Origin of the sequence: uncultured Bradyrhizobium sp., from assembly GCF_936928535.1 — a bacterium.
GTDB lineage: Bacteria > Pseudomonadota > Alphaproteobacteria > Rhizobiales > Xanthobacteraceae > Bradyrhizobium.
In genome coordinates this window covers 109,757-133,932 of record NZ_CAKZHY010000092.1, presented here as the reverse complement: position 1 = coordinate 133,932, position 24,176 = coordinate 109,757, and the positions used below count along the sequence as shown (strand labels likewise).

29 protein-coding genes are annotated in these 24,176 nt (G+C 63.5%); 5 read left to right on the top strand and 24 right to left on the bottom strand.

Annotated elements, in window-relative coordinates:
- Positions 1-41 precede the first annotated feature (41 nt).
- The 8 genes from Q0687_RS15175 to Q0687_RS15140 form a co-directional block, all read right to left on the bottom strand.
- Positions 42-1,298, bottom strand: a complete 1,257-nt coding sequence (locus Q0687_RS15175) for a TCR/Tet family MFS transporter (RefSeq protein WP_298877994.1) — start codon at positions 1,296-1,298, stop codon at positions 42-44.
- Positions 1,295-2,677: a ribosome biogenesis GTPase Der gene (der, locus tag Q0687_RS15170; protein ID WP_298877992.1), complete on the bottom strand. Its 1,383-nt coding sequence runs from the start codon at positions 2,675-2,677 to the stop codon at positions 1,295-1,297. The genes Q0687_RS15175 and der overlap by 4 nt, the downstream gene beginning before the upstream one ends.
- A 50-nt stretch (positions 2,678-2,727) precedes the next feature.
- Positions 2,728-3,297, bottom strand: coding sequence for a hypothetical protein (locus tag Q0687_RS15165; RefSeq protein WP_298877990.1), 570 nt, complete (start codon positions 3,295-3,297; stop codon positions 2,728-2,730).
- A 49-nt stretch (positions 3,298-3,346) separates the two neighbouring features.
- Complete coding sequence (locus tag Q0687_RS15160) at positions 3,347-4,000, bottom strand: tetratricopeptide repeat protein (protein WP_298877988.1); 654 nt, start codon at positions 3,998-4,000, stop codon at positions 3,347-3,349.
- Between the two features lie 169 nt (positions 4,001-4,169).
- Entirely contained in the window at positions 4,170-5,756 is a 1,587-nt protein-coding gene (locus Q0687_RS15155) for a class I adenylate-forming enzyme family protein (RefSeq protein WP_298877986.1), read from the bottom strand.
- Between the two features lie 153 nt (positions 5,757-5,909).
- A complete protein-coding gene (locus Q0687_RS15150; RefSeq protein WP_298877984.1) occupies positions 5,910-6,494 on the bottom strand; it encodes an NnrU family protein in 585 nt (194 codons plus the stop codon).
- 71 nt (positions 6,495-6,565) lie between these two features.
- Positions 6,566-7,144, bottom strand: coding sequence for a hypothetical protein (locus Q0687_RS15145; RefSeq protein WP_298877983.1), 579 nt, complete (start codon positions 7,142-7,144; stop codon positions 6,566-6,568).
- A 102-nt stretch (positions 7,145-7,246) separates the two neighbouring features.
- Positions 7,247-8,869 carry a peptide chain release factor 3 gene (locus Q0687_RS15140; protein ID WP_298877982.1) on the bottom strand — a complete coding sequence of 541 codons (1,623 nt, stop codon included), beginning with the start codon at positions 8,867-8,869 and terminating at the stop codon, positions 7,247-7,249.
- A gap of 175 nt (positions 8,870-9,044) precedes the next feature.
- On the opposite strand from Q0687_RS15140, the gene sugE reads away from it, so the two are divergent.
- The gene (sugE, locus tag Q0687_RS15135) at positions 9,045-9,359 is read left to right on the top strand and encodes a quaternary ammonium compound efflux SMR transporter SugE (RefSeq protein ID WP_298877980.1); all 315 of its coding nucleotides are present in this window, start codon (positions 9,045-9,047) and stop codon (positions 9,357-9,359) included.
- Here the strand turns inward: sugE and Q0687_RS15130 are convergent.
- The 7 genes from Q0687_RS15130 to Q0687_RS15100 form a co-directional block, all read right to left on the bottom strand.
- Positions 9,352-10,356: an inorganic phosphate transporter gene (locus Q0687_RS15130; protein WP_298877979.1), complete on the bottom strand. Its 1,005-nt coding sequence runs from the start codon at positions 10,354-10,356 to the stop codon at positions 9,352-9,354. The two genes, sugE and Q0687_RS15130, sit on opposite strands and share 8 nt — an antisense overlap.
- Before the next feature lie 14 nt (positions 10,357-10,370).
- The gene (locus Q0687_RS15125; protein WP_298877976.1) at positions 10,371-11,015 is read right to left on the bottom strand and encodes a DUF47 domain-containing protein; all 645 of its coding nucleotides are present in this window, start codon (positions 11,013-11,015) and stop codon (positions 10,371-10,373) included.
- A gap of 155 nt (positions 11,016-11,170) precedes the next feature.
- Positions 11,171-12,139, bottom strand: a complete 969-nt coding sequence (locus tag Q0687_RS15120) for a branched-chain amino acid ABC transporter permease (RefSeq protein ID WP_298877974.1) — start codon at positions 12,137-12,139, stop codon at positions 11,171-11,173.
- Position 12,140: 1 nt separating this feature from the next.
- The gene (locus Q0687_RS15115; RefSeq protein ID WP_298877972.1) at positions 12,141-13,004 is read right to left on the bottom strand and encodes a branched-chain amino acid ABC transporter permease; all 864 of its coding nucleotides are present in this window, start codon (positions 13,002-13,004) and stop codon (positions 12,141-12,143) included.
- A 73-nt stretch (positions 13,005-13,077) separates the two neighbouring features.
- On the bottom strand, positions 13,078-14,298 hold the full coding sequence (locus tag Q0687_RS15110; RefSeq protein WP_298877971.1) for an ABC transporter substrate-binding protein: 1,221 nt from the start codon (positions 14,296-14,298) through the stop codon (positions 13,078-13,080).
- Positions 14,299-14,345: 47 nt separating this feature from the next.
- Positions 14,346-15,092, bottom strand: a complete 747-nt coding sequence (locus Q0687_RS15105) for an ABC transporter ATP-binding protein (RefSeq protein ID WP_298877970.1) — start codon at positions 15,090-15,092, stop codon at positions 14,346-14,348.
- Positions 15,085-15,840, bottom strand: coding sequence for an ABC transporter ATP-binding protein (locus Q0687_RS15100; RefSeq protein WP_298877968.1), 756 nt, complete (start codon positions 15,838-15,840; stop codon positions 15,085-15,087). The genes Q0687_RS15105 and Q0687_RS15100 overlap by 8 nt, the downstream gene beginning before the upstream one ends.
- Positions 15,841-16,179: 339 nt before the next feature.
- Here Q0687_RS15100 and Q0687_RS15095 point away from each other — a divergent pair, with 339 nt between their 5' ends.
- The gene (locus tag Q0687_RS15095) at positions 16,180-16,827 is read left to right on the top strand and encodes a hypothetical protein (RefSeq protein ID WP_298877966.1); all 648 of its coding nucleotides are present in this window, start codon (positions 16,180-16,182) and stop codon (positions 16,825-16,827) included.
- Between the two features lie 9 nt (positions 16,828-16,836).
- Here the strand turns inward: Q0687_RS15095 and Q0687_RS15090 are convergent, their stop codons facing one another.
- Positions 16,837-17,202: an ArsC family reductase gene (locus tag Q0687_RS15090; RefSeq protein ID WP_298877964.1), complete on the bottom strand. Its 366-nt coding sequence runs from the start codon at positions 17,200-17,202 to the stop codon at positions 16,837-16,839.
- A gap of 107 nt (positions 17,203-17,309) precedes the next feature.
- Between Q0687_RS15090 and Q0687_RS15085 the strand changes: the two genes are divergently transcribed.
- From Q0687_RS15085 to Q0687_RS15075, 3 genes are all read left to right on the top strand, one after another.
- Positions 17,310-17,681, top strand: coding sequence for a tRNA-binding protein (locus Q0687_RS15085; RefSeq protein WP_298877962.1), 372 nt, complete (start codon positions 17,310-17,312; stop codon positions 17,679-17,681).
- A gap of 187 nt (positions 17,682-17,868) precedes the next feature.
- A complete protein-coding gene (locus Q0687_RS15080) occupies positions 17,869-18,501 on the top strand; it encodes a TetR/AcrR family transcriptional regulator (RefSeq protein WP_298877960.1) in 633 nt (210 codons plus the stop codon).
- Positions 18,502-18,504: 3 nt separating this feature from the next.
- Positions 18,505-19,287 carry a sulfite exporter TauE/SafE family protein gene (locus Q0687_RS15075; RefSeq protein WP_298877958.1) on the top strand — a complete coding sequence of 261 codons (783 nt, stop codon included), beginning with the start codon at positions 18,505-18,507 and terminating at the stop codon, positions 19,285-19,287.
- Positions 19,288-19,289: 2 nt separating this feature from the next.
- Here the strand turns inward: Q0687_RS15075 and Q0687_RS15070 are convergent, their stop codons facing one another.
- The 8 genes from Q0687_RS15070 to Q0687_RS15035 all read right to left on the bottom strand — a co-directional run bounded on the left by Q0687_RS15070 (position 19,290) and on the right by Q0687_RS15035 (position 24,174).
- A complete protein-coding gene (locus tag Q0687_RS15070; protein ID WP_298877956.1) occupies positions 19,290-19,994 on the bottom strand; it encodes a glutathione S-transferase N-terminal domain-containing protein in 705 nt (234 codons plus the stop codon).
- A 105-nt stretch (positions 19,995-20,099) separates the two neighbouring features.
- Positions 20,100-20,243, bottom strand: coding sequence for a hypothetical protein (locus tag Q0687_RS15065; RefSeq protein WP_298877953.1), 144 nt, complete (start codon positions 20,241-20,243; stop codon positions 20,100-20,102).
- A 115-nt stretch (positions 20,244-20,358) separates the two neighbouring features.
- Positions 20,359-21,024: a DUF429 domain-containing protein gene (locus Q0687_RS15060; RefSeq protein WP_298877952.1), complete on the bottom strand. Its 666-nt coding sequence runs from the start codon at positions 21,022-21,024 to the stop codon at positions 20,359-20,361.
- Positions 21,025-21,055: 31 nt separating this feature from the next.
- A complete protein-coding gene (locus tag Q0687_RS15055) occupies positions 21,056-21,397 on the bottom strand; it encodes a carboxymuconolactone decarboxylase family protein (RefSeq protein ID WP_298877950.1) in 342 nt (113 codons plus the stop codon).
- Positions 21,398-21,400: 3 nt separating this feature from the next.
- The gene (locus tag Q0687_RS15050) at positions 21,401-21,922 is read right to left on the bottom strand and encodes a sigma-70 family RNA polymerase sigma factor (protein WP_298877947.1); all 522 of its coding nucleotides are present in this window, start codon (positions 21,920-21,922) and stop codon (positions 21,401-21,403) included.
- The gene (locus tag Q0687_RS15045) at positions 21,919-22,128 is read right to left on the bottom strand and encodes a DUF2892 domain-containing protein (RefSeq protein WP_298877946.1); all 210 of its coding nucleotides are present in this window, start codon (positions 22,126-22,128) and stop codon (positions 21,919-21,921) included. The genes Q0687_RS15050 and Q0687_RS15045 overlap by 4 nt, the downstream gene beginning before the upstream one ends.
- A gap of 95 nt (positions 22,129-22,223) precedes the next feature.
- Entirely contained in the window at positions 22,224-23,408 is a 1,185-nt protein-coding gene (locus tag Q0687_RS15040) for a serine hydrolase domain-containing protein (RefSeq protein WP_298877944.1), read from the bottom strand.
- 73 nt (positions 23,409-23,481) lie between these two features.
- Positions 23,482-24,174: a GNAT family N-acetyltransferase gene (locus tag Q0687_RS15035; protein WP_298877942.1), complete on the bottom strand. Its 693-nt coding sequence runs from the start codon at positions 24,172-24,174 to the stop codon at positions 23,482-23,484.
- Positions 24,175-24,176: the final 2 nt, after the last annotated feature.

Sequence of the window (24,176 nt, the reverse complement as noted above, 5' to 3'; positions counted from 1 at the left end):
GAGGAGGTGGTGGGCACGGCGCCTAGGCGCCTTTGCCCACCTTACGAGATCGGCCTCGTGACTGCGAGTGCCCGCACTGCAATCGCCACGCACACCACCATCAGCGCCGCTGCAAGCAGGAACGGCGCGCCAGGCAGATGCAGCGGCGCGCTGGCGCCGATGAAATACGAGAACGTCAGCGTGAACAGGAAAGGGCCGACGAGCTGCGACACGCTCTGGACGCTCGTGTTGGCGCCCTGCAACTGGCCCTGCTGATCGGGCGCAACGAGCCGCGTCATCAGCGACTGCATCGCGGCGCCGGAGATGCCCCAGAGCGACAGCACGGGAATGCCGAGCCAGGAAAGCGGTCCGGTCGGCGCAGCGCCCAGGATCACGAAGCCGATCGCCCCACAGCACAGGCCCATCACCAGCGCATTGCGTTCGCCGAACAGGCGCACGATCGGCCCGATCGCGAGCCCCTGCACCACCATGGCGCAGATGCCCACCATCGCGAGCGTCAGGCCGACGGTCTTGGAATCCCAGCCGTAGCGATAGGTCGCATAGAGCACGAAAGTCGAGGGCAGCACGACGTGCGCCACTTGTGCGATGAAATTGACGATCGACAGCGCCGCCAGCGTCGCATTGGAGCGCAGCAGGCGCAGCGCGCCGACCGGATTGGCGCTCCGCCAGTGAAACGAGGCGCGCTTCTCCGGCGCGAGCGATTCCGGCAGGATCATCAGGCCGTAGAGCGCGTTGGCGAAACTCAAGCCGGCCGACGCCCAGAACGGTAGCCGCGGATCGATGTCGCCGAGCAGACCGCCCAGCGCCGGGCCGAGAATGAAGCCGGCACCGAATGCCGCACCGATCTTGCCGAACACCGCGGCACGCCGCTCCGGCGGCGTGATGTCGGCGATATAGGCAAAGGCAGTCGAGATACTGGCCGAGGTGATACCTGATATCACGCGGCCGACAAACAGCCAGGTCAGCGACGGCGCGAGCGCCATCAGCACGTAGTCGGCAGCGAGCCCGAAATTCGACAGCAGCACCACCGGCCGACGCCCGAACCGATCCGACAGAGCCCCCAGCAGCGGCGAGAATACGAACTGCATCAGCGCCCAGGCGGTACCAAACAAGCCGAAGATTCGGGCCGCGTGCGCGGTGTCGTTGTCGACGAAGCCCTCGATCAGCCTCGGCAGAACCGGCATGATGACGCCAAGCGCGACCATGTCGAGCAGGATGGTGACGAAGATGAATGCAACAGCACCGCGCCGGACGGGCGCAGCGCCCTGCGCTATCGCCTCACCGGCCTCGCGGTTCACGACGGCCGCTTGCGCTTGTGGGCAAACGGATTGGCCTTCTCGCGCAGGGTAATGCGCACCGGCGTGCCCGGCAGGTCGAAGGCCTCACGCATCGAGTTGATGAGGTAGCGCAGGTAAGACTGCGGCACCGCGTCCGCGCGCGAGCAGAACAGGACGAAGCTCGGCGGCCGCGCCTTGGTCTGGGTGATGTAGTTCAGCTTCAGCCGGCGACCCGACACGGCCGGCGGCGGATTGGCCTGGATCGCCTGCTCGAACCAGCGATTGAGCGCGGATGTCGGCACGCGCCGGTTCCAGAGCGCATAGGCGTCCTGGATCGCCTGCATCAGGCGATCGATGCCCTCGCCCATCAGGCCGGAGACGGCGACGATCGGCACGCCCTTGAGCTGTGGCAGCCAATGGTCGGCGTCGCGGCGCAGACCCGAAATCGCGCCGCCACCCTTGGTTTCCATCAGGTCCCATTTGTTGACGGCAAGCACAACCGCGCGGCCCTCGCGCTCGATCAGATCGGCGATTCGCAGATCCTGTTCCTCGAAGCGATTCTGCGAATCCATCACCATCACGACGACTTCGGCGAAGCGCACCGCCCGCAGCGCATCGGCGACCGAGAGCTTCTCCAGCTTTTCCTCGATGCGCGAGCGCCGGCGAAGGCCTGCGGTGTCGAACACTCTGAACTCGCGGCCCTTCCAAACGATCTCGACGGCGATGGAATCGCGTGTCGTGCCAGCTTCCGGGCTCGTCAGCAGGCGCTCCTCGCCGAGCAGATGGTTGATCAGGGTCGACTTGCCCGCATTGGGACGACCGACGATGGCCACCCGGATCGGGCGCGTCGCGGCCTCTTCCTCGGAGATCGGCTCGTCGTCCTCGGTCTCATCCTCCTCGACAGGCTCCGGCATCAGCTTGGCAAGCGCGTCGTAGAGTTCGCCCATGCCCTCGCCATGCTCGGCGGAGATCTGGATGGGATCACCCAGCCCAAGCGCAAAGGATTCCATCGCCCCGGCATCGCCATGCTTGCCTTCGCTCTTGTTGGCGATCAGCAGCACCGGCTTGTTGGCCTTGCGGGCGAAATCGGCGAATGCACGGTCCGTCGGCGTGAGCCCGATGCGGGCATCGATGACGAAGAACAACGCGTCCGCTTGCGCAATTGCGGTCTCGGTCTGCTCCTGCATGCGTGCAGTCAGCGAGCCCTTGGCGCCTTCATCAAGTCCGGCGGTGTCGATGATGGTGAATTCGAGGTCGCCGAGCCTGGCATCGCCCTCGCGGCGGTCGCGGGTGACGCCGGGCAAATCATCGACAAGCGCGAGCTTCTGTCCGACCAGGCGGTTGAACAGCGTCGACTTGCCGACATTGGGCCGGCCTATAATGGCGATCGTAAAGGACATCGGTCATTCGTGCGCCGCGGAGGCTGCGCCTGTCAATTCGGTGAAAAATATCAGCGCGAGAAACTGCCGCTGGGCATCGGCGCCGGGAAGGCCCCCTGCGTCTGCTGTTGCTGGGTGGTCTGCGCCGGTTGTGCCGAAGGCTGTGCGGCTTGCTGATCCGGCGGGGGCGCAGTGGTTCGTTTGCGAACGATCTTGTGCTTCGGCGGCGGGGCGGCCTGCGCCGGTGCTGCCTCGGGCTGGGCCTCGCCGTCGACCTCGCCGGCCGGCGCCTCAGCCGGAGCGGCAGCGGTGGAGGCCGGTCGCGTGGTCTTCTTGCCCTTGGCCGATTTTGACGATTTCGCGGGCTCGGCGGGCGGCGGCTCTGCCGGCAGTGCCGCGACGCCCGGGGCATTCGCGTCCTGTTGCTGCTGCGCCCCCTTGTACAATTCCTTCGGCACACCCTGCTCGAGACCCGGCACGCCCTCAGGGAAGACAGGCTTGCGGTCGCCCGGCAGCTTCTTCTTGGTGTCGAGCCAGTCCATCAGATCGCTCGGATCAAATCCGCCGCTGGAGCAGCCGCCCAGGAGGCCCGTGAAGGCGATCAGGACGGCGGCTGCAGTCAAACGTGGCGTGCGGCGCATATCAGTATCTCGTCTCAGCTCTCGGGACCGTCAGCTCAGCTGCTCTGGTTCAGCTCTTGGCGACGGGCGGCAGCAGGGCCTGAAGCGCCTCGGAACGCGAGCGCAGGCTTGGCGGCGTTTCGCCGTCCTCGGCGATTGCGTCGACCCATTTGCGGGCCGCGGCCATGTCGTTGTTGCGCCAGGCCGACAGCGCCAGCAGCTCGCGGGCGCTGTGGCGGAAGGTCGACTTGGGTTCGGCGGATGTTTCCAGCCGCTGCTGGATGTCGGCGTAGCTCGCGCTGTCCACCAGCAGGCTCGCCGCGCGGATCTTCGCCACATCCTGCCACTCGCTGCCGACACTACGGTCGGCGGCGATGTCGTCATACATCTTCGCCGCCGCCTTGGGATCGCGGGCCGATGCCTCCGCAGCGGCGCGGAGCCGCGACAGGGTGCGATAGCCAAACGGGGCCTTGGCAGCGAGATCGGCGAAAGCGGTTTCGGCCTCCGCGTGCTTGCCCTGCTCCGACAGCTCGACAGCCTTTTCGAACGTAGCGCCGGCCTCGGCGGCCTTCTTGGCCTCCAGATACTGGTAGCCGCGCCAGCCGCCGACGGCCGCCACGATCAGCACCATCAGGGCGATGAAATAGAGGGAATATTTGTCCCACAGCTTTTTGAGCTGCTCGCGACGTACTTCCTCGTCGACTTCGTCAAATAATTCAGACACTTAAGATAATCCCATGCCCGGCCGGGAGCACGCGCCAGATCGCGCGCGCCGAAAGCCCGTCCCCACGTGGCGGCGGCGATACCCTATCGATATGGCGGTGGCAAGGCAAAGCAAGGCCGATCAAGGCGTTAACGCGCGATCCGGGATAGTCCAGGGATGCGGGAAGTCCCTACCAGAGCTCCCGCAACTGCCGCTTCAGCACCTTGCCATTGGCGTTACGCGGCAGGGGATCGGCGGTGATCACCATCGTCTCCGGCACCTTGTAATCGGACAGCCGCTCGGCGCACCAGGCCCGCAAGTCGTCGCTGCCGACCGGTGTGCGCGTGACCACGACCGCGTGGACGCGCTCGCCAAGCACCGGGCATGGCTTTGCGATGATTGCGCTCTCGACCACGGCGGGATGGCCGGCCAGCACCGATTCGACCTCGGCCGAATAGATCTTGAGGCCACCGCGATTGATCATGTCCTTCTGCCGATCGAACACGCGGACGAAGCCATCGGCATCCACAGAGCCGAGATCGCCGGAGTGCCAAAAGCCGGCGGTAAAGCTCTCGGCCGTCGCTTTTGGGTTGTTCCAGTAGCCCTTGATGACAGAGGCACTCTGGATCCAGAGTTCGCCGATCTCGCCGGGTGGAAGTTCGCGGCCATCCGCTCCCATCGCGATGATCCGCGCCCCCGGACACGGCAGTCCGACGCTGTCGATATGGCTTGCCGTCAGCTCGCCCGGCATGATGGTGGACGGCGACGTCGTCTCGGTCGCGCCATAGCAATTTGCAAGCTTGAGACCGGGAATTGTCGCCTTGAGCTTCTCGATGGTCGCAACGGGCATCGGCGCGCCACCGAAGCCACCAATGCGCCAGCTCGAGAGATCATAGCTGTCGAAATCGGGCTGCAGCAGGCAGAGATTGTACATCGCCGGCACCATCACCGTGTAGGTGACGCGCTCGCGCGCCGCGAGCTTGAGGTAATCGGCCGCCTTGAATTCCGGCATGATGATCAGCGCGCCACCGCAGCAGATCATCGTCGTGATGTTGGCGACGACGCCGGTCACGTGACCGAGCGGGACGGCAGCAATCGAGCGATCGGCCGCCGTCAATTCCAGGCAGGACACGAATACCATCGAGGAATGTACGATGTTGCAATGGGCCAGCATGGCGCCCTTCGGCTTGCCTGTCGTGCCAGAGGTGTAGAGGATCATCGCGGTGTCCTCCTCGCGGACATCCACCGGCGTCGGGGCCGGCGCATTGTCCGCCAGCACGGAGAAGCGCGAAAGCTTCGTATCATCAGCGACGGCGATGCGGTGAATCACATCAGGGACATCGCGCGCATCCGGCAGCCGTTCAGCGAGCGCCATCTCGTGGATCAGGAGCTTGGCACCGCAATCGGCGAGCACATAGGCGATCTCCGGCTTCTGCTGACGCGTGCTCAGCAACACCGTCACCAGCCCTTCATGCGCGGCGGCGAACAGCAACAGCGGAAATTCGATGCGATTGCCGAGCAGGATCGCAACGCGGTCGCCGCGTTGCAGCCCGAGCTTGCGAAAACCTGATGCAATCCGCGCCGCCTGCTCCACCGTTTGCCGCCAGCTCAGCCGGACATTGCCGCAGACAAGCGCTTCGCCGTCGCAGTTGCGCGCCGAAACGTCCGCTATCATGGCCCACAAGCTGGAAGGCCGATCGACGAAGGCCGGCACCACCCGATCGCCGAAACGCGCCTCGGACCGCATCGGCGGAATCTGAGATCGTGACCAGTCCATCGCAGAGCCCTCGTCTTGTTGCTTTTGTCACCTCCCGCACACGGGCAGGAGGTGATGTCTTCCACTGATCGGCCTTTATTGTTTGCGTATGATCTTGTCGGAAAACCGCTGCACGCTTTGCGCTAACGCGGCCCTCCGGGTCCGGATCATGCTCTAGCCACCCATGACGGGAACGCCGATCACGACAGGGTGGAACGCAAAGGCGAGCGCCAGATAGGCGACGATGCCGACCGCGAGCGCAATCAGATCGTTGGTGACGCCGCCCACCGGAATCGGCGGGCCGCCGGGGTCCTTGCGATGCTTCAGCGAAATGCGGTCATACACGCCCCACCCCAGGAACGAGCCGAACAGAATGATCGAGCCAAGATCGCCATTGGCGAGCAGATGCGCGAACGCCCATAGCTTGATGCCGGCGAGCATTGGATGCTTCAGCGTCGCATAGATGCGCCCGCGCAGGTAGGAGGCGACCACCAGGATGACGGCAGGCAGCATCAGCGCGACCGTGATGTGCTTCATTGCCTTGGGCGGATGCCAGATGTCGATCCAGCCGGTCGCGCGATAGTGTGCAAAGCCCCAGACGATCAGCGCCAAGCCCGCAAGCGAGACGACCGAATAGAGGATCTTGTAGGTCCCCTCGCCGAGCTGCGCGATCGCCTGCGCGCGCGCGTCTCGCTTCGTTGTGAAAACATGGGCGGCGAAAAACAGCACCAGCCCCAGGATCATGACCACCAGATCCACGACATCCTCCCCTTAACCAGCGCCCCCGCCTCTGAGGTATCATCGATTGGCCGCCGGTCGCAACTGATGCGCTATTTGCCGAGCTCGCGATTGTCGACATAGCGGATCGCGATCGGGCGCCCGGCTAGCGCTCCACCGAGGCCGCTGGTGAATTTCAACGGCAGACAGGCGTTCAGCGATGAATTGATCGCGTCGAGATAGGAGGTCCGCGTATCGGCCGGAACGCCCGCGGTCACGTATGTCAGGCGTGGCGGGCCGATCAGGCCGCCGGTCTTGTTGAAGCTGAATCGCACCGACATCTGCAGCCCCGTCCGCGCATGATCCGACGGCGGCGACCAGCAGGTGCGCAGTTCGGCGAAGAGGTCGCCGATCGTATCGAGATCATGGTCCGGCTTTTGATACTTGGCTCGATCAGCCTCCGCGGGCACGCTCTCGATCGTGAGCTGAAGGTTCTGGCCGTAGGGATAGTCCATCTCGGGAATGCACGGCCCGGGCTCGAGCGGGCTGCAATAGGAGGGCGTGCATGGCCGGCCGTCGAGCACACTACACGGCTCTTGCGCAAACGGGATCGGATTGATCTGGCGGCGCTGCGCGTCGGCGGCGACGGTCGAAATCGCCAACAGTGCAAAAAAGAGAATGCCGCGCCACATGCTTCGAGCCCGCGATATCACGCGAACAAACGTGGCATCGTTGCTGGCAGCGTCAAGCCTGCGCGCGTTCACATGCTCGCGCTTAAGCCGTCGGGCTCGGCCCTAGCCCTTCTTCTTGACGTCCTTGACGTTGGTGAACTCGATGCCCTCGGCGCGCTCTTTGGTGTAGCCGAGGTAGAACTCGTTCCGCGCCAGGTACACGGGATCGCCGTCGACGTCGTCGGCGATGCTGGAGGTGTTGGCGGCGATGAAAGTGTCGAGTTTCTTGCGATCCTCCGAGGAGACCCAGCGCGCGAGCTGGAACTCGCTCACCTCGAACTCGACCGGCAATGAATATTCCGCTTCGAGCCGCGCCTTGAGCACGTCGAGTTGCAGCGCGCCGACCACACCGACCAGCGCCGGCGCGCCGTCGCGCGGACGAAACACCTGGACGACGCCCTCTTCCGACATCTGCTGAAGCGCTTCCTTCAGCTTCTTCGCCTTCATCGCGTCGGTGAGACGGACGCGGCGGACGATTTCGGGTGCGAAGCTCGGCACGCCGACGAAGTTGAAATCCTCACCCTCGGTCAAAGTATCGCCGATGCGCAGCGTGCCGTGGTTGGGAATTCCGACGACGTCGCCGGCAAAGGCCTCGTCCGCCACCGAACGATCCTGGGCAAAGAAGAATTGAGGGCTCGACAGCGGCATGCTCTTGCCGGTGCGCACCAGCTTGGCCTTCATGCCGCGGCTGAGCTTGCCGGAGCAAAGGCGCGCGAACGCAATGCGATCGCGGTGGTTCGGATCCATGTTCGCCTGGATCTTGAACACGAAGGCGCTCATGCGCGGATCGGTCGCCTCGACCTTGCGCTGGTCGCTGTCCTGCGCGCGCGGCTCGGGCGCGAACTTGCCAAGGCCTTCGAGCAGGTCGCCGACGCCGAAATTGCGCAGCGCGCTGCCGAAATAGACCGGCGTCAGGTGGCCCTCGCGGAACGCCTCAAGCTCGAATGGCTTTGAGGCTGCGGTGACGAGCTCCAGCTCGTCCTTCACGGCGGCGGCGTCGAGATTGGCATTAAGCTTGGCGAGCTCGGCGATTTCGATCTGCTGCGCCGCGCCAGTCTTGGCGCCGCCGCCTTCGAGCAGGCGGACGCCGCCGTTGATGACGTCATAGGTGCCGAGGAAGTCCCGGCCCCGGCCGACCGGCCAGGTCATCGGCGTCGTGTCGAGCGCCAGCGTCTTCTCGATCTCGTCGAGCAGCTCGAACACGTCGCGGCTCTCGCGGTCCATCTTGTTGATGAAGGTGATGATCGGGATATCGCGAAGACGACACACCTCGAACAGCTTCCGCGTGCGCGCCTCGATGCCCTTGGCGGCGTCGATCACCATGACGGCGGAATCGACCGCCGTGAGTGTGCGGTAAGTGTCTTCCGAAAAGTCTTCGTGGCCGGGCGTATCCAGCAGGTTGAAGACGAGGCCCTCGAACTCGAAGGTCATCACCGAGGTCACGACCGAGATACCGCGCTCGCGCTCGATCTTCATCCAGTCCGAACGGGTGTTGCGCCGCTCGCCCTTGGCCTTGACCTGACCGGCGAGGTTGATGGCGCCTCCGAATAGGAGGAGCTTTTCGGTCAGCGTGGTCTTGCCGGCGTCCGGGTGCGAAATGATCGCAAAGGTGCGCCGCCGCGACACTTCTGCGGCAAGCGTGGAACGGGCCGGCGATTCGGCTGTGGTGGCTGCAATGTCGGACATGGCGGGAGCGTTTGGCAGGGAAAATGGGAGGGATCAAGCCTCATTTGGTGATTGCGCGGCCCTTCGGCCAGCCCCATATCGGCCTTGGCCATACTGGCCTTGGGGGGAGGACGACCTCCCTGCTCATCAGCATATCGGTCCGCGGGGACGACCCTGCCTTGATTGGAGGGTCGTCATGGCCTGGAGCGTCCTGTTCGTCGCCGGTCTTCTCGAGATCACCTGGACGATTGGCCTGAAATATACCGAGGGCTTTTCCAGGCTGGTTCCATCAGTCATCACGCTCGCAGCCATGGCCGGCAGCGTGATCCTGCTCGGCATTGCCCTGAAGTCCCTGCCCGTCGGAACGGCCTATGCGGTCTGGACCGGCATCGGCGCGGTCGGCACCGCCACGCTCGGAATCTTCCTGTTCGGCGAGCCGGCCACGGCGCTTCGCCTTGCCAGCATCGGGCTGATCGTGGCCGGCATCGTCGGGCTGAAGCTCGTTACTTGAAGATCTGGACCGCCCACCAGCTCAGCGCTGCGACGATCGCCGAGGCCGGGATCGTGATCACCCAGGCATAGACGATCGAGCTCGCCACGTTCCAGCGCACCGCCGAAACACGACGAGCCGCGCCGACGCCGACGATGGCACCGGTGATGGTGTGGGTGGTCGAGACGGGAACGCCGAGGAAGGTCGCGATGAACAGGGTCGCCGCGCCGCCGGTCTCGGCACAAAAACCCTGCATCGGCGTCAGCTTGGTGATGCGCAGGCCCATGGTGCGAACGATGCGCCAGCCACCCATCAGCGTGCCCAGGGCCATGGCCGCCTGGCAGGACAGCACCACCCAGAACGGCACCGAGAATTCGCTGCCGAGATGGCCCTGCGAATACAGCAGCACGGCGATGATGCCCATCGTCTTCTGCGCGTCGTTGCCGCCGTGGCCGAGCGAATAGAGCGAGGCCGAGGCGAATTGCAGGATGCGAAAGGCGCGGTCGACCGCGAACGGCGTCGAGCGTACCGAGAGCCATGACACGATCGCGACCAGCATCATCGCAAGCAGGAAGCCGACCAGCGGCGAGAGCACGATCGCCAGCACCGCCTTGGTGAGCCCACCCCAGACCGCCGCCGATAGTCCGGCCTTCGCCATGCCGCCGCCGACGAGGCCACCGATCAGCGCATGCGAGGACGACGACGGAATGCCAAGCCCCCAGGTCACGAGATTCCAGACGATAGCGCCGACCAGCGCCGCGAAAATCACCTGGGCGTCGACGATCGCGGGATCGATGATCCCGGTGCCGATCGTCTGGGCGACATGCAGGCCGAACACCATGAAGGCGACGAAATTGAAAAACGCCGCCCAGAACACCGCGAATTGCGGCCGCAACACGCGGGTCGAGACGATGGTCGCAATCGAATTGGCAGCGTCGTGCAGGCCGTTCAGGAAGTCGAACAGCAGCGCGACGGCGATTAGTCCGACCAGGACGGGAAGACCCAACGCAGCATCCACGGCGCGGCCCCGCCCTATACTTGCTCGATGACGATGCTGTTGATCTCGTTCGCGACGTCGTCGAAGCGATCGGCCACCTTTTCAAGGTGATCGTAGATCTCGACGCCGACGATGAAATCCATCGTGCTGCCGTTGCGGTGCTTGAGGAAAAGCTCCTTCAGGCCGATGTCGTGAAGGTCGTCGACGCGGCCCTCGAGCTTGGTTAGCTCCTCCGTGATCGCGGTCAGCATCGCCACGTTCTTGCCGATCTCCTGCATCAGCGGCAGCGCACGGCCCACCAGATTGGCGCACTCGATCAGCAGCGCACCGATCTCGCGCATCGGCGGCTCGAAGGTGCGGACCTCGAACAGCATCACGGCTTTGGCCGTCTGTTGCATCTGGTCGATGGCATCGTCCAGCGAGGTGATCAGGTTCTTGATGTCGCCGCGGTCGAATGGCGTGATGAAGGTGCGGCGCACCGCCGTCAGCACCTCACGGGTGATGTTGTCAGCGTCGTTCTCGAACTGGCTGACGCGCTGGCAATAGACCGGCGTCTCCTCGCCACCGTTCAGCACGCCCTGAAGCGCGATCGCCCCCTGGATCACCGTCTTCGCATGGCGGTCGAACAAGTCGAAGAACCGTTCTTCCTTGGGCAGGAAAGCGCGAAACCAACGCATCATGGGGATAGACTACCGGTTGGAAATGGTCCGGCCCAAGGGGCCGTCATGAAACTGTCATAGACCATTTTCGAGCCGCGCGCGTGCCACCTCACGCCCGCGGAGCCGGATCATCCACCGCTTTCACGAGACGATTATTTTTACATCAAATCAACGACTTAGAGGGATCGGCGGAAGTAATGCGCGATTTCACCGATCACGCCGCGGCGGAAGGTGAGCACGCAGATCACGAAGATCGAGCCCTGGATCACCGTCACCCACTGGCCGAAGCCCGCCAGATATTGTTGCATGGCGATGATCACGAAGGCGCCGACCACGGGACCGAAAATGGTCCCGAGACCCCCGACCAGGGTCATCAGCACGACTTCGCCGGACATCGACCAGTGCACGTCGGTGAGCGAGGCGTTCTGTGCCACGAACACTTTTAGCGCGCCGGCGAAACCTGCCAGCGTCCCCGACAGGACAAACGCCAGGAACTTGTACTGGTCGGTCCGATAGCCCAGTGAGATCGCACGCGGCTCGTTCTCGCGGATCGATTTCAGGACCTCGCCGAACGGCGAGTTGATGATCCGGTAGATCAGCAGGAAGCCGGCGAGGAAGCCGACGAGCACGACATAGTAGAGCACGGTCGGCTTGGACAAATCGAGCACGCCGAACATGTGCCCCTGCGGAATGCCCTGGATGCCGTCCTCGCCATGCGTGAACGGCGCCTGGAGGTAGATGAAATAAAGGAGCTGCGACAGCGCCAGCGTGATCATCGAGAAGTAGATGCCTTGGCGGCGGATCGAGATATAGCCTGTGATGATCGACAGCACGAACGCCGCGGCGATGCCGACGAGGACGCCGAGCTCCGGCGGCAGCGCCCACACCTTCAGCGCATGCGCACTGCAGTAGCCGGCCGTGCCCATGAACATCGCGTGGCCGAACGACAACAAGCCGCCATAGCCGATCAGAAGATTGAAGGCGCAGGCCAGCAGCGCGAAGCACAGCGCCTGCATCACGAAGAAGGGGTAGATGCCGCTGAATGGCACGGCCGCGAGCAGCACCGCCATCACCACGAACAAGACCATCTCGTCACGCATCGCGCGCGGCGTGACCGGCAGCGTATCGTCCGTCAAGGCTGTCATATCAGGCTGCCCTTCCCGTCAATCCCGTTGGCTTCACCAGGAGCACAAGCACCATCAGCACGAACACGACGGTGTTGGAGGCCTCAGGGTAGAAATATTTGGTCAGGCCCTCGATCACACCGAGCGCAAAGCCGGTGATGATGGAGCCCATGATTGATCCCATGCCGCCGATCACCACCACCGCAAACACCACGATGATGAGGTCGGCGCCCATCAGCGGCCGCACCTGGTTGATCGGCGCCGACAGCACGCCGGCGAGCGCGGCCAGGCCGACGCCGAGGCCGTAGGTGAGCGTGATCATGCGCGGCACGTTGATACCGAAGGCGCGCACCAGCGTCGGATTTTCCGTGGCGGCGCGCAGGTAAGCGCCAAGCCGCGTCTTCTCGATCAGGAACCAGGTTCCTAGACACACGACCAACGAAAATACGACAACCCAACCGCGATAGATCGGCAGGAACATGAAGCCGAGATTCATGCCGCCCTTGAGCTGGTCCGGAATGGCGTATGGCAGCCCGGAGGAGCCGAAATAGTTCTGGAACACGCCCTGCACGATCAGCGCGATGCCGAAGGTCAGCAGCAGGCCGTAGAGATGATCGAGCCCGGTCAGGAATTTCAGCATGGTCCGTTCCAGGATCATGCCGAAGATGCCGACAATAATAGGTGCCAGCAACAGCGCCCACCAGTAACTGATGCCGCCGACGTTCAGCAGGAAATAGGCGGCGAACGCGCCCATCATGTAAAGCGCGCCATGGGCGAAATTGATGATGTTGAGCATGCCGAAGATGACGGCGAGCCCGAGACTGAGCAGCGCGTAGAACGAGCCGTTGATCAGTCCCACCAGTAGCTGTGCGTAGAGAGCCTGCATCGATCCAGCACCCAGTCCCTTCGGCGTTCCCTAAAGTCATGCCCGCCGGCTCACCGCCGGCGAGCTGTTGGTCTTACTTCTTGAGCAGCGCGCACTTGCTCTCGGACAGCGGCGTGAAAGCCTGGTCGCCCGGCACCGTGCCGACGAGCTTGTAGAAGTCCCACGGTCCCTTGGACTCGGAGGGCTTCTTCACCTCGAACAGATAGGCGTTGTGGATGGTGCGGCCGTTGGGCTGGATCTCGCCCTTGCCGAACAGATCGTCTTCGGTCGGCATCGACTTCATCTTCTCGACCACCTTGACGCCATCATGCGGATTGCCGCCGAGCGCTTCGAGCGCCTTGAGATAGTGGCGCACGCCCGCGTAAACGCCCGCCTGAACCATGGTCGGCATCGCACCGTTCTTCATCTTCTCCGAGAAGCGCTTGGAGAAAGCCCGGGTCTTGTCGTTCATGTCCCAATAGAAGGTCTCGGTGAAGTTCAGGCCCTGTGCGGTCTCCAGCCCGATCGCCTTGACGTCGGTGAGGAACAGCAGCAACGCCGCGAGCTTCTGCCCACCCTTGCCGATGCCGAACTCGGCAGCCTGCTTGATCGTGTTGGTGGTATCACCACCGGCATTGGCAAGGCCGATGATCTTGGCCTTGGAGGCCTGCGCCTGCAGCAGGAACGAGGAGAAATCCGGCGTGTTGAGCGGATGCTTGACCCCGCCGACCACCTTGCCGCCATTGGCGGTGACGACCGCGGTGGTATCGCGCTCCAGCGCCGCACCGAAGGCGTAGTCCGCAGTCAGGAAGAACCAGGTGTCGCCACCGGCCTTCACCAGCGCCTGGCCTGTGGTGTGGGCCAGCATATAGGTGTCGTAGGTCCAGTGCACGGTGTTGGGCGAGCACTGCGCGTTGGTGAGGTCCGAGGTCGCAGCTCCCGAATTGATGTAGACGCCGTTCTTTTCCTTGACGACATTGTTGACGGCGAGCGCCACGCCGGAGTTCGGCACGTCCACGATGATGTCGACCTTGTCGACGTCGAACCACTGCCGCGCGATTGCGGTGCCGATGTCGGGCTTGTTCTGGTGGTCACCCGAGATGATGTCGATCTTCCAACCCTTCGCGCCCAGGCCGGAATCTTCAACCGCCATCTGCGCTGCGAGCGTCGAGCCGGGGCCGCCGAGGTCGGCATAGAGACCGGACTGATCGGAAAGTGCACCGATCTTGACCGCCTTGTCCTGTGCGAATGCGGCGCCAGCGGTGGTCACGGCCAATGCCGTGCCGAGCAACAACGATGCAATCGACTTTTTCATGCTACTTCCTCGTCAATGTTCTCGTGACTATTCGACTCTTGGCCGTACTAGACGCCGAGATAGGTGTGGAGCTTGTCCATATTGGCGGCAAGCTCTGCATTGGAAAATCCGTCAATGATCTTGCCGTGCTCGACGACATAATAACGATCGGCGACGGTGGATGCGAAGCGGAAGTTCTGCTCGACCAGGAGGATCGTGAAACCTTCCTTCTTGAGCCTCGCAATGGTGTGGCCGATCTGTTGAATGATGACGGGTGCAAGGCCTTCGGTCGGCTCGTCCAGCATCAGGAAGCTCGCGCCGGTGCGCAGGATGCGCGCAATCGCGAGCATCTGCTGCTCGCCGCCGGACAGCTTGGTGCCCTGGCTGCTCAGCCGCTCCTTCAGGTTCGGAAACAGATCGAAGATCTGCTCGAGCGGCAATCCACCTGCACGCACCACCGGCGGCAGAAGCAGATTCTCCTTCACGTCGAGGCTCGAGAAAATTCCCCGCTCTTCCGGGCAGAACGCGATACCCATGCGCGCGATCTTGTCGGAGGTCGCGCGGATAATCTCCTGGTTGTTGAATTGGATCGAGCCGGCACGTTTGCTGATGATGCCCATGATCGACTTCAGCGTGGTGGTCTTGCCGGCGCCGTTGCGCCCGAGCAGCGTAACGACCTCGCCCGCATTCACGTCGAAATTGATCCCGTGCAAGATGTGGGACTCGCCGTACCAGGCCTCCAAGTTGCGGACCTGGAGGATGTTGCCGCCAGTTGCAGCCTTCACTGGTGCCTCGGCCATTGCAGTCTCAGGCATGACCGGCTCCCAGATAGGCTTCCTTGACGCGCTCGTCCTTGGTGAGCTCGGAATAATGGCCCTGGGCGAGCACCTGCCCGCGCGTCAGCACGGTGATGATATCGGAAAGATTGGCGACGACGCTCAAATTATGCTCGACCATCAGGATGGTGTATTTCGCCGAGATACGCTTGATCAGCGCGGCGATCTTGTCGATGTCCTCGTGACCCATGCCAGCCATCGGCTCGTCCAAGAGCATCATCTCCGGATCGAGCGCGAGCGTGGTTGCGATCTCGAGCGCGCGCTTGCGCCCGTAGGCCATCTCGACCGCAGGCGTATCGGCAAACTCGCTGAGGCCGACATCGTTCAGCAGCTCGCGCGCCCGGTCGTTGAAGCGGTTGAGCACGGACTTGGAGCGCCAGAAATCGAAGGAGCTGCCGTGCTGCCGCTGGAGCGCGACACGAACATTCTCCAGCGCGGTGAGATGCGGAAACACCGCCGAGATCTGGAACGACCGTACCAGCCCCAAGCGGGCCACGTCGGCAGGCGCCATCGCCGTGATGTCCTGTCCCTTGTACAGGATTTTTCCGGCAGACGGTTTGAGGAACTTGGTCAGAAGATTGAAGCACGTCGTCTTGCCCGCACCGTTCGGGCCGATCAACGCGTGAATACTCCCACGGCGAACCTTGAGCGCAACGTCGCGGACGGCGAAGAAGCCCGCGAACTCCTTGGTCAAGCCTTCCGTTTCGAGAATGAACTCATCGGCCAAACAGATTTCCCCCTGCCCGCGCGATACGCGTGGCTGTCCTTGTTAATTCGACGTTCCGGAGGCCTTGGAGCCTGTCCCGGAACACCGCCTCCGGGCGCGGAATATGCCGGAGGTGACGGGTGTTAGGCAAGGCGGAAAGCTGAGCAGGTCAGGCCTTTGGCTGGGAGTCTTATGCTCCCTTAGTTGGAGGCTTTGTCATGTCGCCTGCCGGCTTCCCGGCTCGCAAGACACCGGTCATCAAGTCGTCGTTAACGGTCTTTGCTTCCGCGCGCCAGCCTTCATCAAAAATTTTCCCGAGAACGAGATCATGCCCGGGTTTCATTCGCCGGGAATATTGTTTTGGATTTCGCCAGCGCTGCTCCCTCCGTCGTCAAGTCGATCAAGCAACGTGACCTGCTCAACGCGTGGCTGAGACTTTATGCGCGCCATCAGGCTGCCCCCGCGATCTGGGAGTATCAGCCCGCGCGCCTCGAGGAGGAGCTGTCCGATCTCATCTACTACACGGTGGACCATTCGACGCCGACGCCGCGCCTGACCATCCAGAGCGAGGGCACGCGGATCTCCCGCGCCTACGGCCATACCGGCAAGGGAATCCTGCTCGAGGACTATGTCGGTCCGCGGCTCGCGCCTTTCGTGATGCCGGTCTATCACGAATGCATCATGCGCGGACTTCCGGTCTACAGCGTCGCCGATGTCGACGACATCTACGGCCGTGTCGTCGCCTATGAGCGGCTGCTGCTGCCTTTCCTGACCGACGACAAGGTCAGCCACGTCATCGCCTCGCTCAAGACCTTTTGCGAGGACGGCGGCTTCGAGATCAAGAATCTGCTGCGTGGAAATGACGCGCTGCCGCGGCCGAAGCTGCGCACGGTGATCGACCGCGACCTGTTTCACCGCGCCCCCGGCCGCATTGCGTCCGCGGAGATCGTCGAATTCGCGGATCAGTCCGGCCCCGGCGTCACCGCCGAGATCATCGAGCTGAACTAGCGCTCTGATCTAGCTCTTGCGCGCCTTCCCGCCGACTTCCTTGTCGTAGATGTCAGGCTTGAAACCGACCAGGAGTTTGCCGCCAATTTCGAGCACGGGACGCTTGATCATCGATGGTTGCGCTAGCATCAGCGCCAGCGCCTTTTTCTCGGTCAGACCTCCCTTGTCGGAATCGGGGAGCTTCTTGAAAGTGGTGCCGGCACGATTGAGCAGCGTCTCCCAGCCGAGCTTGTCGCTCCATTGCTTGAGCTTGTCCTTCTCGACGCCAGCGGCCTTGTAGTCGTGGAACTCGTAGGCGACGCCGCGGGTGTCGAGCCAGGCGCGGGCCTTCTTCATGGTGTCGCAGTTCTTGATGCCGTAGATGATGTTGGGCAAGACGATCCTCGCGCGTGCGTCGTGACGTGCTGCGGCGTTGTACGAAACTCCGGATCGCGCGACAATATTACCAACGACGCTTTCGACTTCTTCCGAACGGATACACCATGCACGTCACCCACGATCCCGCCGCATCCGCCTCGCCGACCATCGACTTCAATACGTTCCTCGCGGTCGATATCCGCGTCGGCACCATCGTCGACGCAAAACCGTTTCCCGAGGCGCGCAAGCTGGCCTGGCGGCTGTGGATCGACTTCGGCCCTGCCATCGGCGTGCGCAAGAGCTCGGCGCAGATCACCGAAAACCATCCGCTCGAAACGCTGGTCGGCCAGCAGGTCGCCGCCGTCGTCAATTTCCCGCCGCGCCAGATCGGACCTGTCGTCTCCGAGGTGCTGACGCTCGGCTTCCCGGATGCCGACGGCAAGGTCGTGCTGATGCAGCCGGGCAAGCCGGTGCCGAACGGCGGACGGCTGTTCTAGACCGCAACGCCTTCGTAGGTCGCCATCGCCTCATGCCTTAAGGCCCAGCTCTCCAAGGCTTGACCTGGATCCCCTCCGCCAATATAAATGACTGACTGATCGTTTTTTATATGGATCAGGCCCTGTTCTGACTGATCCCGGCTTTTCCCAAAACGAACGATCTGTCAGCTATTTATGGACGGGACGGATGCCCAAGATCAGCGACAAAAAGCGTGAGGACCGACGACAGCAGATCCTCGAAGCGGCACTGGCCTGCTTCTCCGAGGACGGATTTCACCAGACCGGCATGGCCGACATCGTGAAGCGGTCGCGGTTGAGCCATGGCGCCGTCTATCTCTACTTCCAGAGCAAGGACGATCTGATCGAGGCCCTCGCCGACGACCGACATCGCCGCGAGACCATCCTCAATTCGGTCGCGCAAGGATCCGGCGATCCGATCGCCGGACTGCACGCACTGGTGAACGTCTACGCGCAATGGCTCACCGATCCCGCCGGCGAAGCACGGCGCCGCGTCGGCATCCATGGCTGGGCCGAGGCGCTGCGCAACCGCCGCGTTCGCAGCAGCGTTGTCGAGGGAATCGACATGCCGCGGGCGTTGATCGTGGCGCTGGTCGAACGCGGCCAGCACGACGGCCTGATCAAGCGCGACATCGGCGCCGATGCGATTGCCCGCGTGCTGATCGCGATCTTCCAGGGCTTCGTGCTGCAAAGATGCTGGGGCGAGGATTTTGACGTCGCAGCCTGCATGGCGACCGTCACCACCGTGATCGACGGCTTCCGCACGACCACGCCCGATGTGAAGCGGCGAACCAGGGCGTAAACGATGTCCTGGATTCACGAGCTTTTCGCCGGTGGCGGTGTCGGCCTTGTCGCGGGGGTGGCTTCGGGCTTCAGCGGCACGAGTCCCGGCGGCGGCCTCGTCATCTTCAGTGTGCTGCTGCTCGGCGCCGAGCAGCACGTCGCCCAGGGCACGTCGCTGATCACGCAGATACCGCCAACGGGCCTCGCCGGCGTGCGCCGCTATTGGGAGAGTGGCAATCGCAGCCCGTGGCCATGGATCTTCTGGATCGGCATCGGATTCCTGATCGGAGGCGCGGGCGGCGGTTATGCCGCGACGGCCGTCTCCGACGCGGTCCTGCAATGGACCTATGTCGCCTATCTCGCCGCGCTGATCGCTCTGCTGATCCTGCGTCGCGACCGCAAGGACAGCGGCAGCGACACTGATAATCAGGATCGCCTGCCCTGGCTCCCCCTGCTCCTCATCGGCGTACTTGCCGGCTTCTCCTCCGGCTTCATGGGCATCGGTGGCGGGCTTGCGATCACCGTCGGCCTCGTCGCCGGCTTGCGCGTGCCGCAGCATCAGGCGCAACTCGTCAGCCTGATCTTCTCGGTCGTTCCAACCAACATTCCGGCAGCCTGGATCTACTGGAGCAAGAGCCTTATGGTCGGCTGGCCGGCGATCATCGGAATTGTCGCCGGCCTCTGGGTCGGGACCGATCTCGGCGCCCGCGCCGCCAACAGCGTCAGCAAGGCGGTGCTGCGCCGGAGCATGATCGCCCTCGTCGCCCTGATGGCGCTCTACATGACCTACAAGGCGCTGCCCTAGATTCAGGGTCGCTTCGGAATGTTCAAGCCGCGCTGTACGGCCGGACGCGCCAGCCCACGCTCGAGCCAGGCACCGACCGACTTGAACTGGCTGAACTCAACGAGATCGCCAGCACCGTAGAAGCCGATGAGATTGCGCACCCAGCCGAGCATCGAGACATCGGCGATGGTGAAATCGTCATCCATGAAACATTGCCGGCCGGAAAGATGCGCCTCCATCACGCCGAGCAGGCGCTTGGACTCGCTCACGTAGCGGTCCCGCGGTCGCTTGTCCTCAAAATCCTTGCCGGCGAATTTGTGGAAGAAACCGACCTGGCCGAACATCGGCCCGATGCCGCCCATCTGGAAGTGCAGCCACTGGAGGGTCTGATAGCGCCGCGCGGCATCCTGCGGCAGCAGCTTGCCGGTCTTCTCGGCCAGATATTGCAGGATCGCACCGGACTCGAACAGCGGCAGCGGCTTGCCGCCGGGACCGTTGGGATCGAGGATCGCCGGGATCTTGCCGTTCGGATTGAGCGAGAGGAATTCCGGCGTCTTCTGGTCGTCCTTGCCGAAATCGACGAGATGGACCTCGTAAGGCAGCCCGATCTCCTCCAGCATGATCGAGACCTTGACGCCATTCGGCGTCGGCAGCGAATAGAGCTGAAGCAATTCGGGATGCTGGGCGGGCCAACGCTTGGTAATCGGAAAGGCGGACAAATCAGACATCGGAACCCCGGACGCTTGCGTGAGATTCCGGTTAATCTAGGCGAGCCGGGAGATGGCGCAAGCCCGGGTCGTCGTCACACCGATATCTGTCGAAGGATTCCCGGATCACAAGGGCCGCAGTAGATGACTGGTCGCGTAGACCGCATCGCGTTGGGCGCGCTGCTCGATGAAAAGCTGCCCGGTGACGAGCAATGCTCCGATGAAAACGAGCGTGAGCATGGCGGTCGCGAACTGACTGGCATCATTCATCGCGCGAGCTTCTCTCAATTCGGTTCGCACGGGGAACGCAGACCGGCCATCGCCAGTTCCTGTACACCTCAAATAATTTGCCTGTTTTTCCCGAATGCTTGAACCGCTGGCCACGTCAGTAGTTGATCTCCATGCGCAAACCGCGCGGATCGATCTCATCGCCGCCGACGCGTTCCGTGCTGTCGCGCGCCGCAGCTGCGCAGGCGCAGGCGTCAATGAGATCGTCGCGGCCTATGCCGGTGCCATGGCGCTGCGTCAACCATTTCGGCAAGCGCGCGAAGCCGCGCTGCACCAGCAGCGCAATGCGCTGCTCGCACCCTTCCGCCGATGTCTTCGTGGCGAGCCGGGCTCGCCCAGCGAGATCCCAAAAGATCAATTCCGGATGCGCCTCGCCGACTGTGGCCTGCCGCTCCGGCGTCATGATCTCGTCGACGTCTTTGATCTTGTCTCTGATGTTCCAGAGCTGTGCTGAGACGCCCCTCCCCTTACCTTCGTGCTCCCAGTAATGCCTGTTGGCCGCAGCCATGTTGGGAAATGTCCAGAGGTCGCGGCGCGCGCCGAGAAACACGGCGGGGCCGATGAGCTCGCGCGCACGCAAGTCGCACGTTCGATAGCCGTTCGGCTTCAACCCGATCGGCATGTCGATCATCGCACGCGCATGCGGCATCGCGAGCAGTCGCGTGAGGCCCGGCGAGTAGTCGAAGCCGTGCCCGCCGAGATCATCGATCCACGCGGCAACCCAGCCGAAACGAAATCCATCGAGACCGAGATAGGTTTTCACGTATGCGGCTCAGCCTTCAACCAACGCTGGCTCATCCAGCCTCCTTATGCTGCTCGAACAACCGCTGCGCCAGCAGCGCATGGCCGAGCGTGCCGCCGGCGCGCACTGCGGCCGCGATCAGTGCGACTTCCGCGACCTCCTTGCGCGTTGCGCCGGCTTTCGCCGCCTGCGCCGTATGGACGTCGAGGCAATAGGCGCATTGCGTGGTGAGCGCGACGGCGAGCGAGATCAGCTCGCGGTATTTTGGCGGGATCAGCCCGTCCTTGCGCTCGACCGCGTGGTTGAACGCAAGGAACGCGTTGGCCTCCACCGGGGCCAGCGCCACGAAGGCCGGAATTGATTTCAGGTCGTCAGGGGTTTGATATCTAGTCATGTCTCATCTCGTCAGATATTCGCGCATCAGCGAACGGGCGCGATGCAGTCGCGCCTTCACGGCCTGCCTTGACGCGCCAAGGGCATCGGCAATCTCGTCGATGGTCATTTCCTTGATATCGCGCATCAGCACGACATCGCGGTAATGCACCGGCAACGCCTCGAACGCCGAGGCGACGTCGAGCCGCAAATCGGCCTCGGGCCGTGACAGCAGCCCCGCTTCCGTATCGCTTTCATCGATCGATGGCATCAGGCCAGACTTGCGCGCGAGCCGCAGACATTCGCGGCGGACCACGCTGAACAGCCAGGCCGAAATGGCGAGGAACGAGCGGATCGTGCCGACATGCCGGAACAGGATCCACAGCGCTTCCTGCGCGGCATCCTCGGCATCCGCCGAACTCCGGCATGTCGCACGGGCGTAGCGGCGGATGTCCGGCTGCGCCGTTTCGAGCAACCGCGCAATGGCCTCGGGATCGCCGAGCCGCGCAGCTTCGAACAGTTTGGGCGAGATCGCCGCCGCACTCACGACACGCCTCCCCTGCCGATGCCCGCGATCGCGCACATCGGACAATAGCCGACGAAGCCGGTCAGCGCGAAGCCGGCGCCGCCGAGCGCGACCAGCCAAGCCGTCGCGCCCGTGAGATAGGCGAAGGCCGCGACCGCCGCTGCGATCCCTGCGGCGACCCGCACCGCCTGATGCAGGCCACCAATGTTCTTCCTGTAAATTGCCATGACATCCTCCCAAATGAGCCGAGGCGGATTGCCTCGACCACAAGGAGGGCGCGATGGCCGAAAAGGATTCGCGCAGGTTCGCAATTTTTTTGCGGTTAGCCTCCGACGGCCTGGTAGGCCAGGCGCTTGAACTCGAAGAAGAACGGATTCCAGAAGCCCAGATGGCGCTGCGCCATCAGCACGCCCGATGTATTGGCCCCGGGGCAGATCCACCAATGCGTCCCGGCGAGCCCGCCCCACTGGAATTCACCGGTGGAATTGGGCGGATCGAACTGCGTCGGCGCAAAAGTCACCGCGCCGCCAAGGCCAAAGCCCTTGCCAGGCATCGGCCCGAGATTGGCGAAGCGGATGGTCTGGCCATCAGGCAGCTGGTTGACCATCATCTGCCGCAGCGTCTCCGGCTTGAGCAGCGCGTCCGGCCCGGGCCGCAGCGCCTTCACCAGGGCCAGCATGTCAGGCAGGGTCGAGACCAGCCCGCCGCCGCCCGACAGGCGTGGGAACGGATGTCGATACGCCTGCGGAAAAGGCAGATTGTCCGCGCGCGTGAGGCCGGGCTTCATCGGATCGAGCACGTCGGCACCGGTGTAGTGCGCGACCAGCCTGCCCTGTTGTGCTTCAGGCACGAAGAAGCCGGTGTCGGTCATGCCGAGCGGATCGAAGATGCGCGTCTTCAAGACGACATCGAGAGGCTTGCCCGAGACGATTTCGATCACGCGGCCGAGCACGTCTGTTGCCACGGAATACTCCCAGTTCGTGCCGGGATGATAGGACAGCGGCAGGTCGGCGAGCTTGTCGATCATGTCGGTCAGCGGCGTCAGCGGATTGAGCACGCGTGCGTCGTTGTAACCTTTGAACAGCACCGTGCCGGGATCGAAGATGCCGTAACTCAAACCGGAAGTGTGGGTCAGAAGGTGGCGGATCGTGATCGAGCTTTTCGCCGGCTCGACGTCGGCAAGGCTCGAGGCGCCCTGCTTCAGCACCTTGCGATTGCCGAGTTGCGGCAGGTATTTCTCGATCGCGTCATCGAGTCCGATGCGGCCTTCCTCGACCAGCAACATGATCGCGCAGGTGACGAAGATCTTGGTGTTGGAGAACGCGCGGAAAATATGGTCGGGCCGGAGCGCCGTCTTCGCCTCGCGATCGGCAAAGCCGACGCATTGCTGATCGACCACCTCGCCCCCGCGCAGCACCGCCCAGGACACGCCAGGGATGATCTCCTGATCGACGTAGCGCTGCATCGCCGTCCGTACGGCGGAAAAATCTGGTGTCCTGGCGTCCATGCGTTCCCCCCATTATGGTGGGGATGGATATAGCGCGCTTTCGCCAGAAATGAAGGGCCTTCCCTGCGGACGCCTACGCCCGCTTCATGAACGCCGTCACATGCAGGCGGCGGCGGATGCGCATGCCCTGTCGCTGGTACAGCGCGATTGCCGAAGTGTTGTTCGAAAACACGTGCAGGAACGGAATTTCGCCGCGCGCCTCGATCCGGCGCGCGACGGCCGCGAGCAGCGCCTGCGCGTAGCCACGCCCGCGGTAATCGGGGTGGACGCAGACCGCCGTCATCTCGACGAACTTGCCCGGCTTCATCCGCTCGCCCGTCATCGCGACCAATTCGCCACCGGCGCGAATGCCGAGGAACGTGCCGAGCTCGTGCGTCCGCGCGGCGAACGGTCCGGGCTTGGTCAGCGTCGTCAGCGCTGTCATTGCTGATACGTCGGCCTCGCCGAGCGTGACAATCTCCGCGTCGCCCAACGGGCTGTCGGCGGGTGACCCGATCATCTGGTCGCCGCTCTCGGCCAGCACCACCTTGAAGCCGGCGGGAACGTCGACCGCATCAGGCGTAAACAGCGCGACAACCTGCGAGGGCGCCATGAGATCGCCGAGCGCGGCGAAACTGTCCGCGGACATGTCGATCATGTCGGCGAACGGGGTCATGTCCGCGGGATAGCGCAGCGCCCGCGGGCCGCCCTCGGCCAGATGTTTTTGGCTCGTCGTCAGCGCGCTCCAGATCGGACGATCCAATAATGCCTCATCGCTGTCGGACACCG

Excerpts from the sequence above, each read along its gene's own strand:
- Q0687_RS15085 (WP_298877962.1), top strand. The coding sequence starts at position 17,310 with ATGCACGTCACCCACGATCCCGCCGCATCCGCCTCGCCGACCATCGAC.
- Q0687_RS15075 (WP_298877958.1), top strand. The coding sequence starts at position 18,505 with ATGTCCTGGATTCACGAGCTTTTCGCCGGTGGCGGTGTCGGCCTTGTC.
- Q0687_RS15040 (WP_298877944.1), bottom strand. The coding sequence starts at position 23,408 with ATGGACGCCAGGACACCAGATTTTTCCGCCGTACGGACGGCGATGCAG.
- Q0687_RS15145 (WP_298877983.1), bottom strand. The coding sequence starts at position 7,144 with ATGTGGCGCGGCATTCTCTTTTTTGCACTGTTGGCGATTTCGACCGTC.
- Q0687_RS15080 (WP_298877960.1), top strand. The coding sequence starts at position 17,869 with ATGCCCAAGATCAGCGACAAAAAGCGTGAGGACCGACGACAGCAGATC.
- Q0687_RS15115 (WP_298877972.1), bottom strand. The coding sequence starts at position 13,004 with ATGCAGGCTCTCTACGCACAGCTACTGGTGGGACTGATCAACGGCTCG.
- der (WP_298877992.1), bottom strand. The coding sequence starts at position 2,677 with ATGTCCTTTACGATCGCCATTATAGGCCGGCCCAATGTCGGCAAGTCG.
- Q0687_RS15165 (WP_298877990.1), bottom strand. The coding sequence starts at position 3,297 with ATGCGCCGCACGCCACGTTTGACTGCAGCCGCCGTCCTGATCGCCTTC.
- Q0687_RS15140 (WP_298877982.1), bottom strand. The coding sequence starts at position 8,869 with ATGTCCGACATTGCAGCCACCACAGCCGAATCGCCGGCCCGTTCCACG.
- Q0687_RS15110 (WP_298877971.1), bottom strand. The coding sequence starts at position 14,298 with ATGAAAAAGTCGATTGCATCGTTGTTGCTCGGCACGGCATTGGCCGTG.
- Q0687_RS15045 (WP_298877946.1), bottom strand. The coding sequence starts at position 22,128 with ATGGCAATTTACAGGAAGAACATTGGTGGCCTGCATCAGGCGGTGCGG.
- Q0687_RS15125 (WP_298877976.1), bottom strand. The coding sequence starts at position 11,015 with ATGATGCGTTGGTTTCGCGCTTTCCTGCCCAAGGAAGAACGGTTCTTC.
- Q0687_RS15155 (WP_298877986.1), bottom strand. The coding sequence starts at position 5,756 with ATGGACTGGTCACGATCTCAGATTCCGCCGATGCGGTCCGAGGCGCGT.
- Q0687_RS15070 (WP_298877956.1), bottom strand. The coding sequence starts at position 19,994 with ATGTCTGATTTGTCCGCCTTTCCGATTACCAAGCGTTGGCCCGCCCAG.
- sugE (WP_298877980.1), top strand. The coding sequence starts at position 9,045 with ATGGCCTGGAGCGTCCTGTTCGTCGCCGGTCTTCTCGAGATCACCTGG.
- Q0687_RS15055 (WP_298877950.1), bottom strand. The coding sequence starts at position 21,397 with ATGACTAGATATCAAACCCCTGACGACCTGAAATCAATTCCGGCCTTC.
- Q0687_RS15065 (WP_298877953.1), bottom strand. The coding sequence starts at position 20,243 with ATGAATGATGCCAGTCAGTTCGCGACCGCCATGCTCACGCTCGTTTTC.
- Q0687_RS15120 (WP_298877974.1), bottom strand. The coding sequence starts at position 12,139 with ATGACAGCCTTGACGGACGATACGCTGCCGGTCACGCCGCGCGCGATG.
- Q0687_RS15105 (WP_298877970.1), bottom strand. The coding sequence starts at position 15,092 with ATGCCTGAGACTGCAATGGCCGAGGCACCAGTGAAGGCTGCAACTGGC.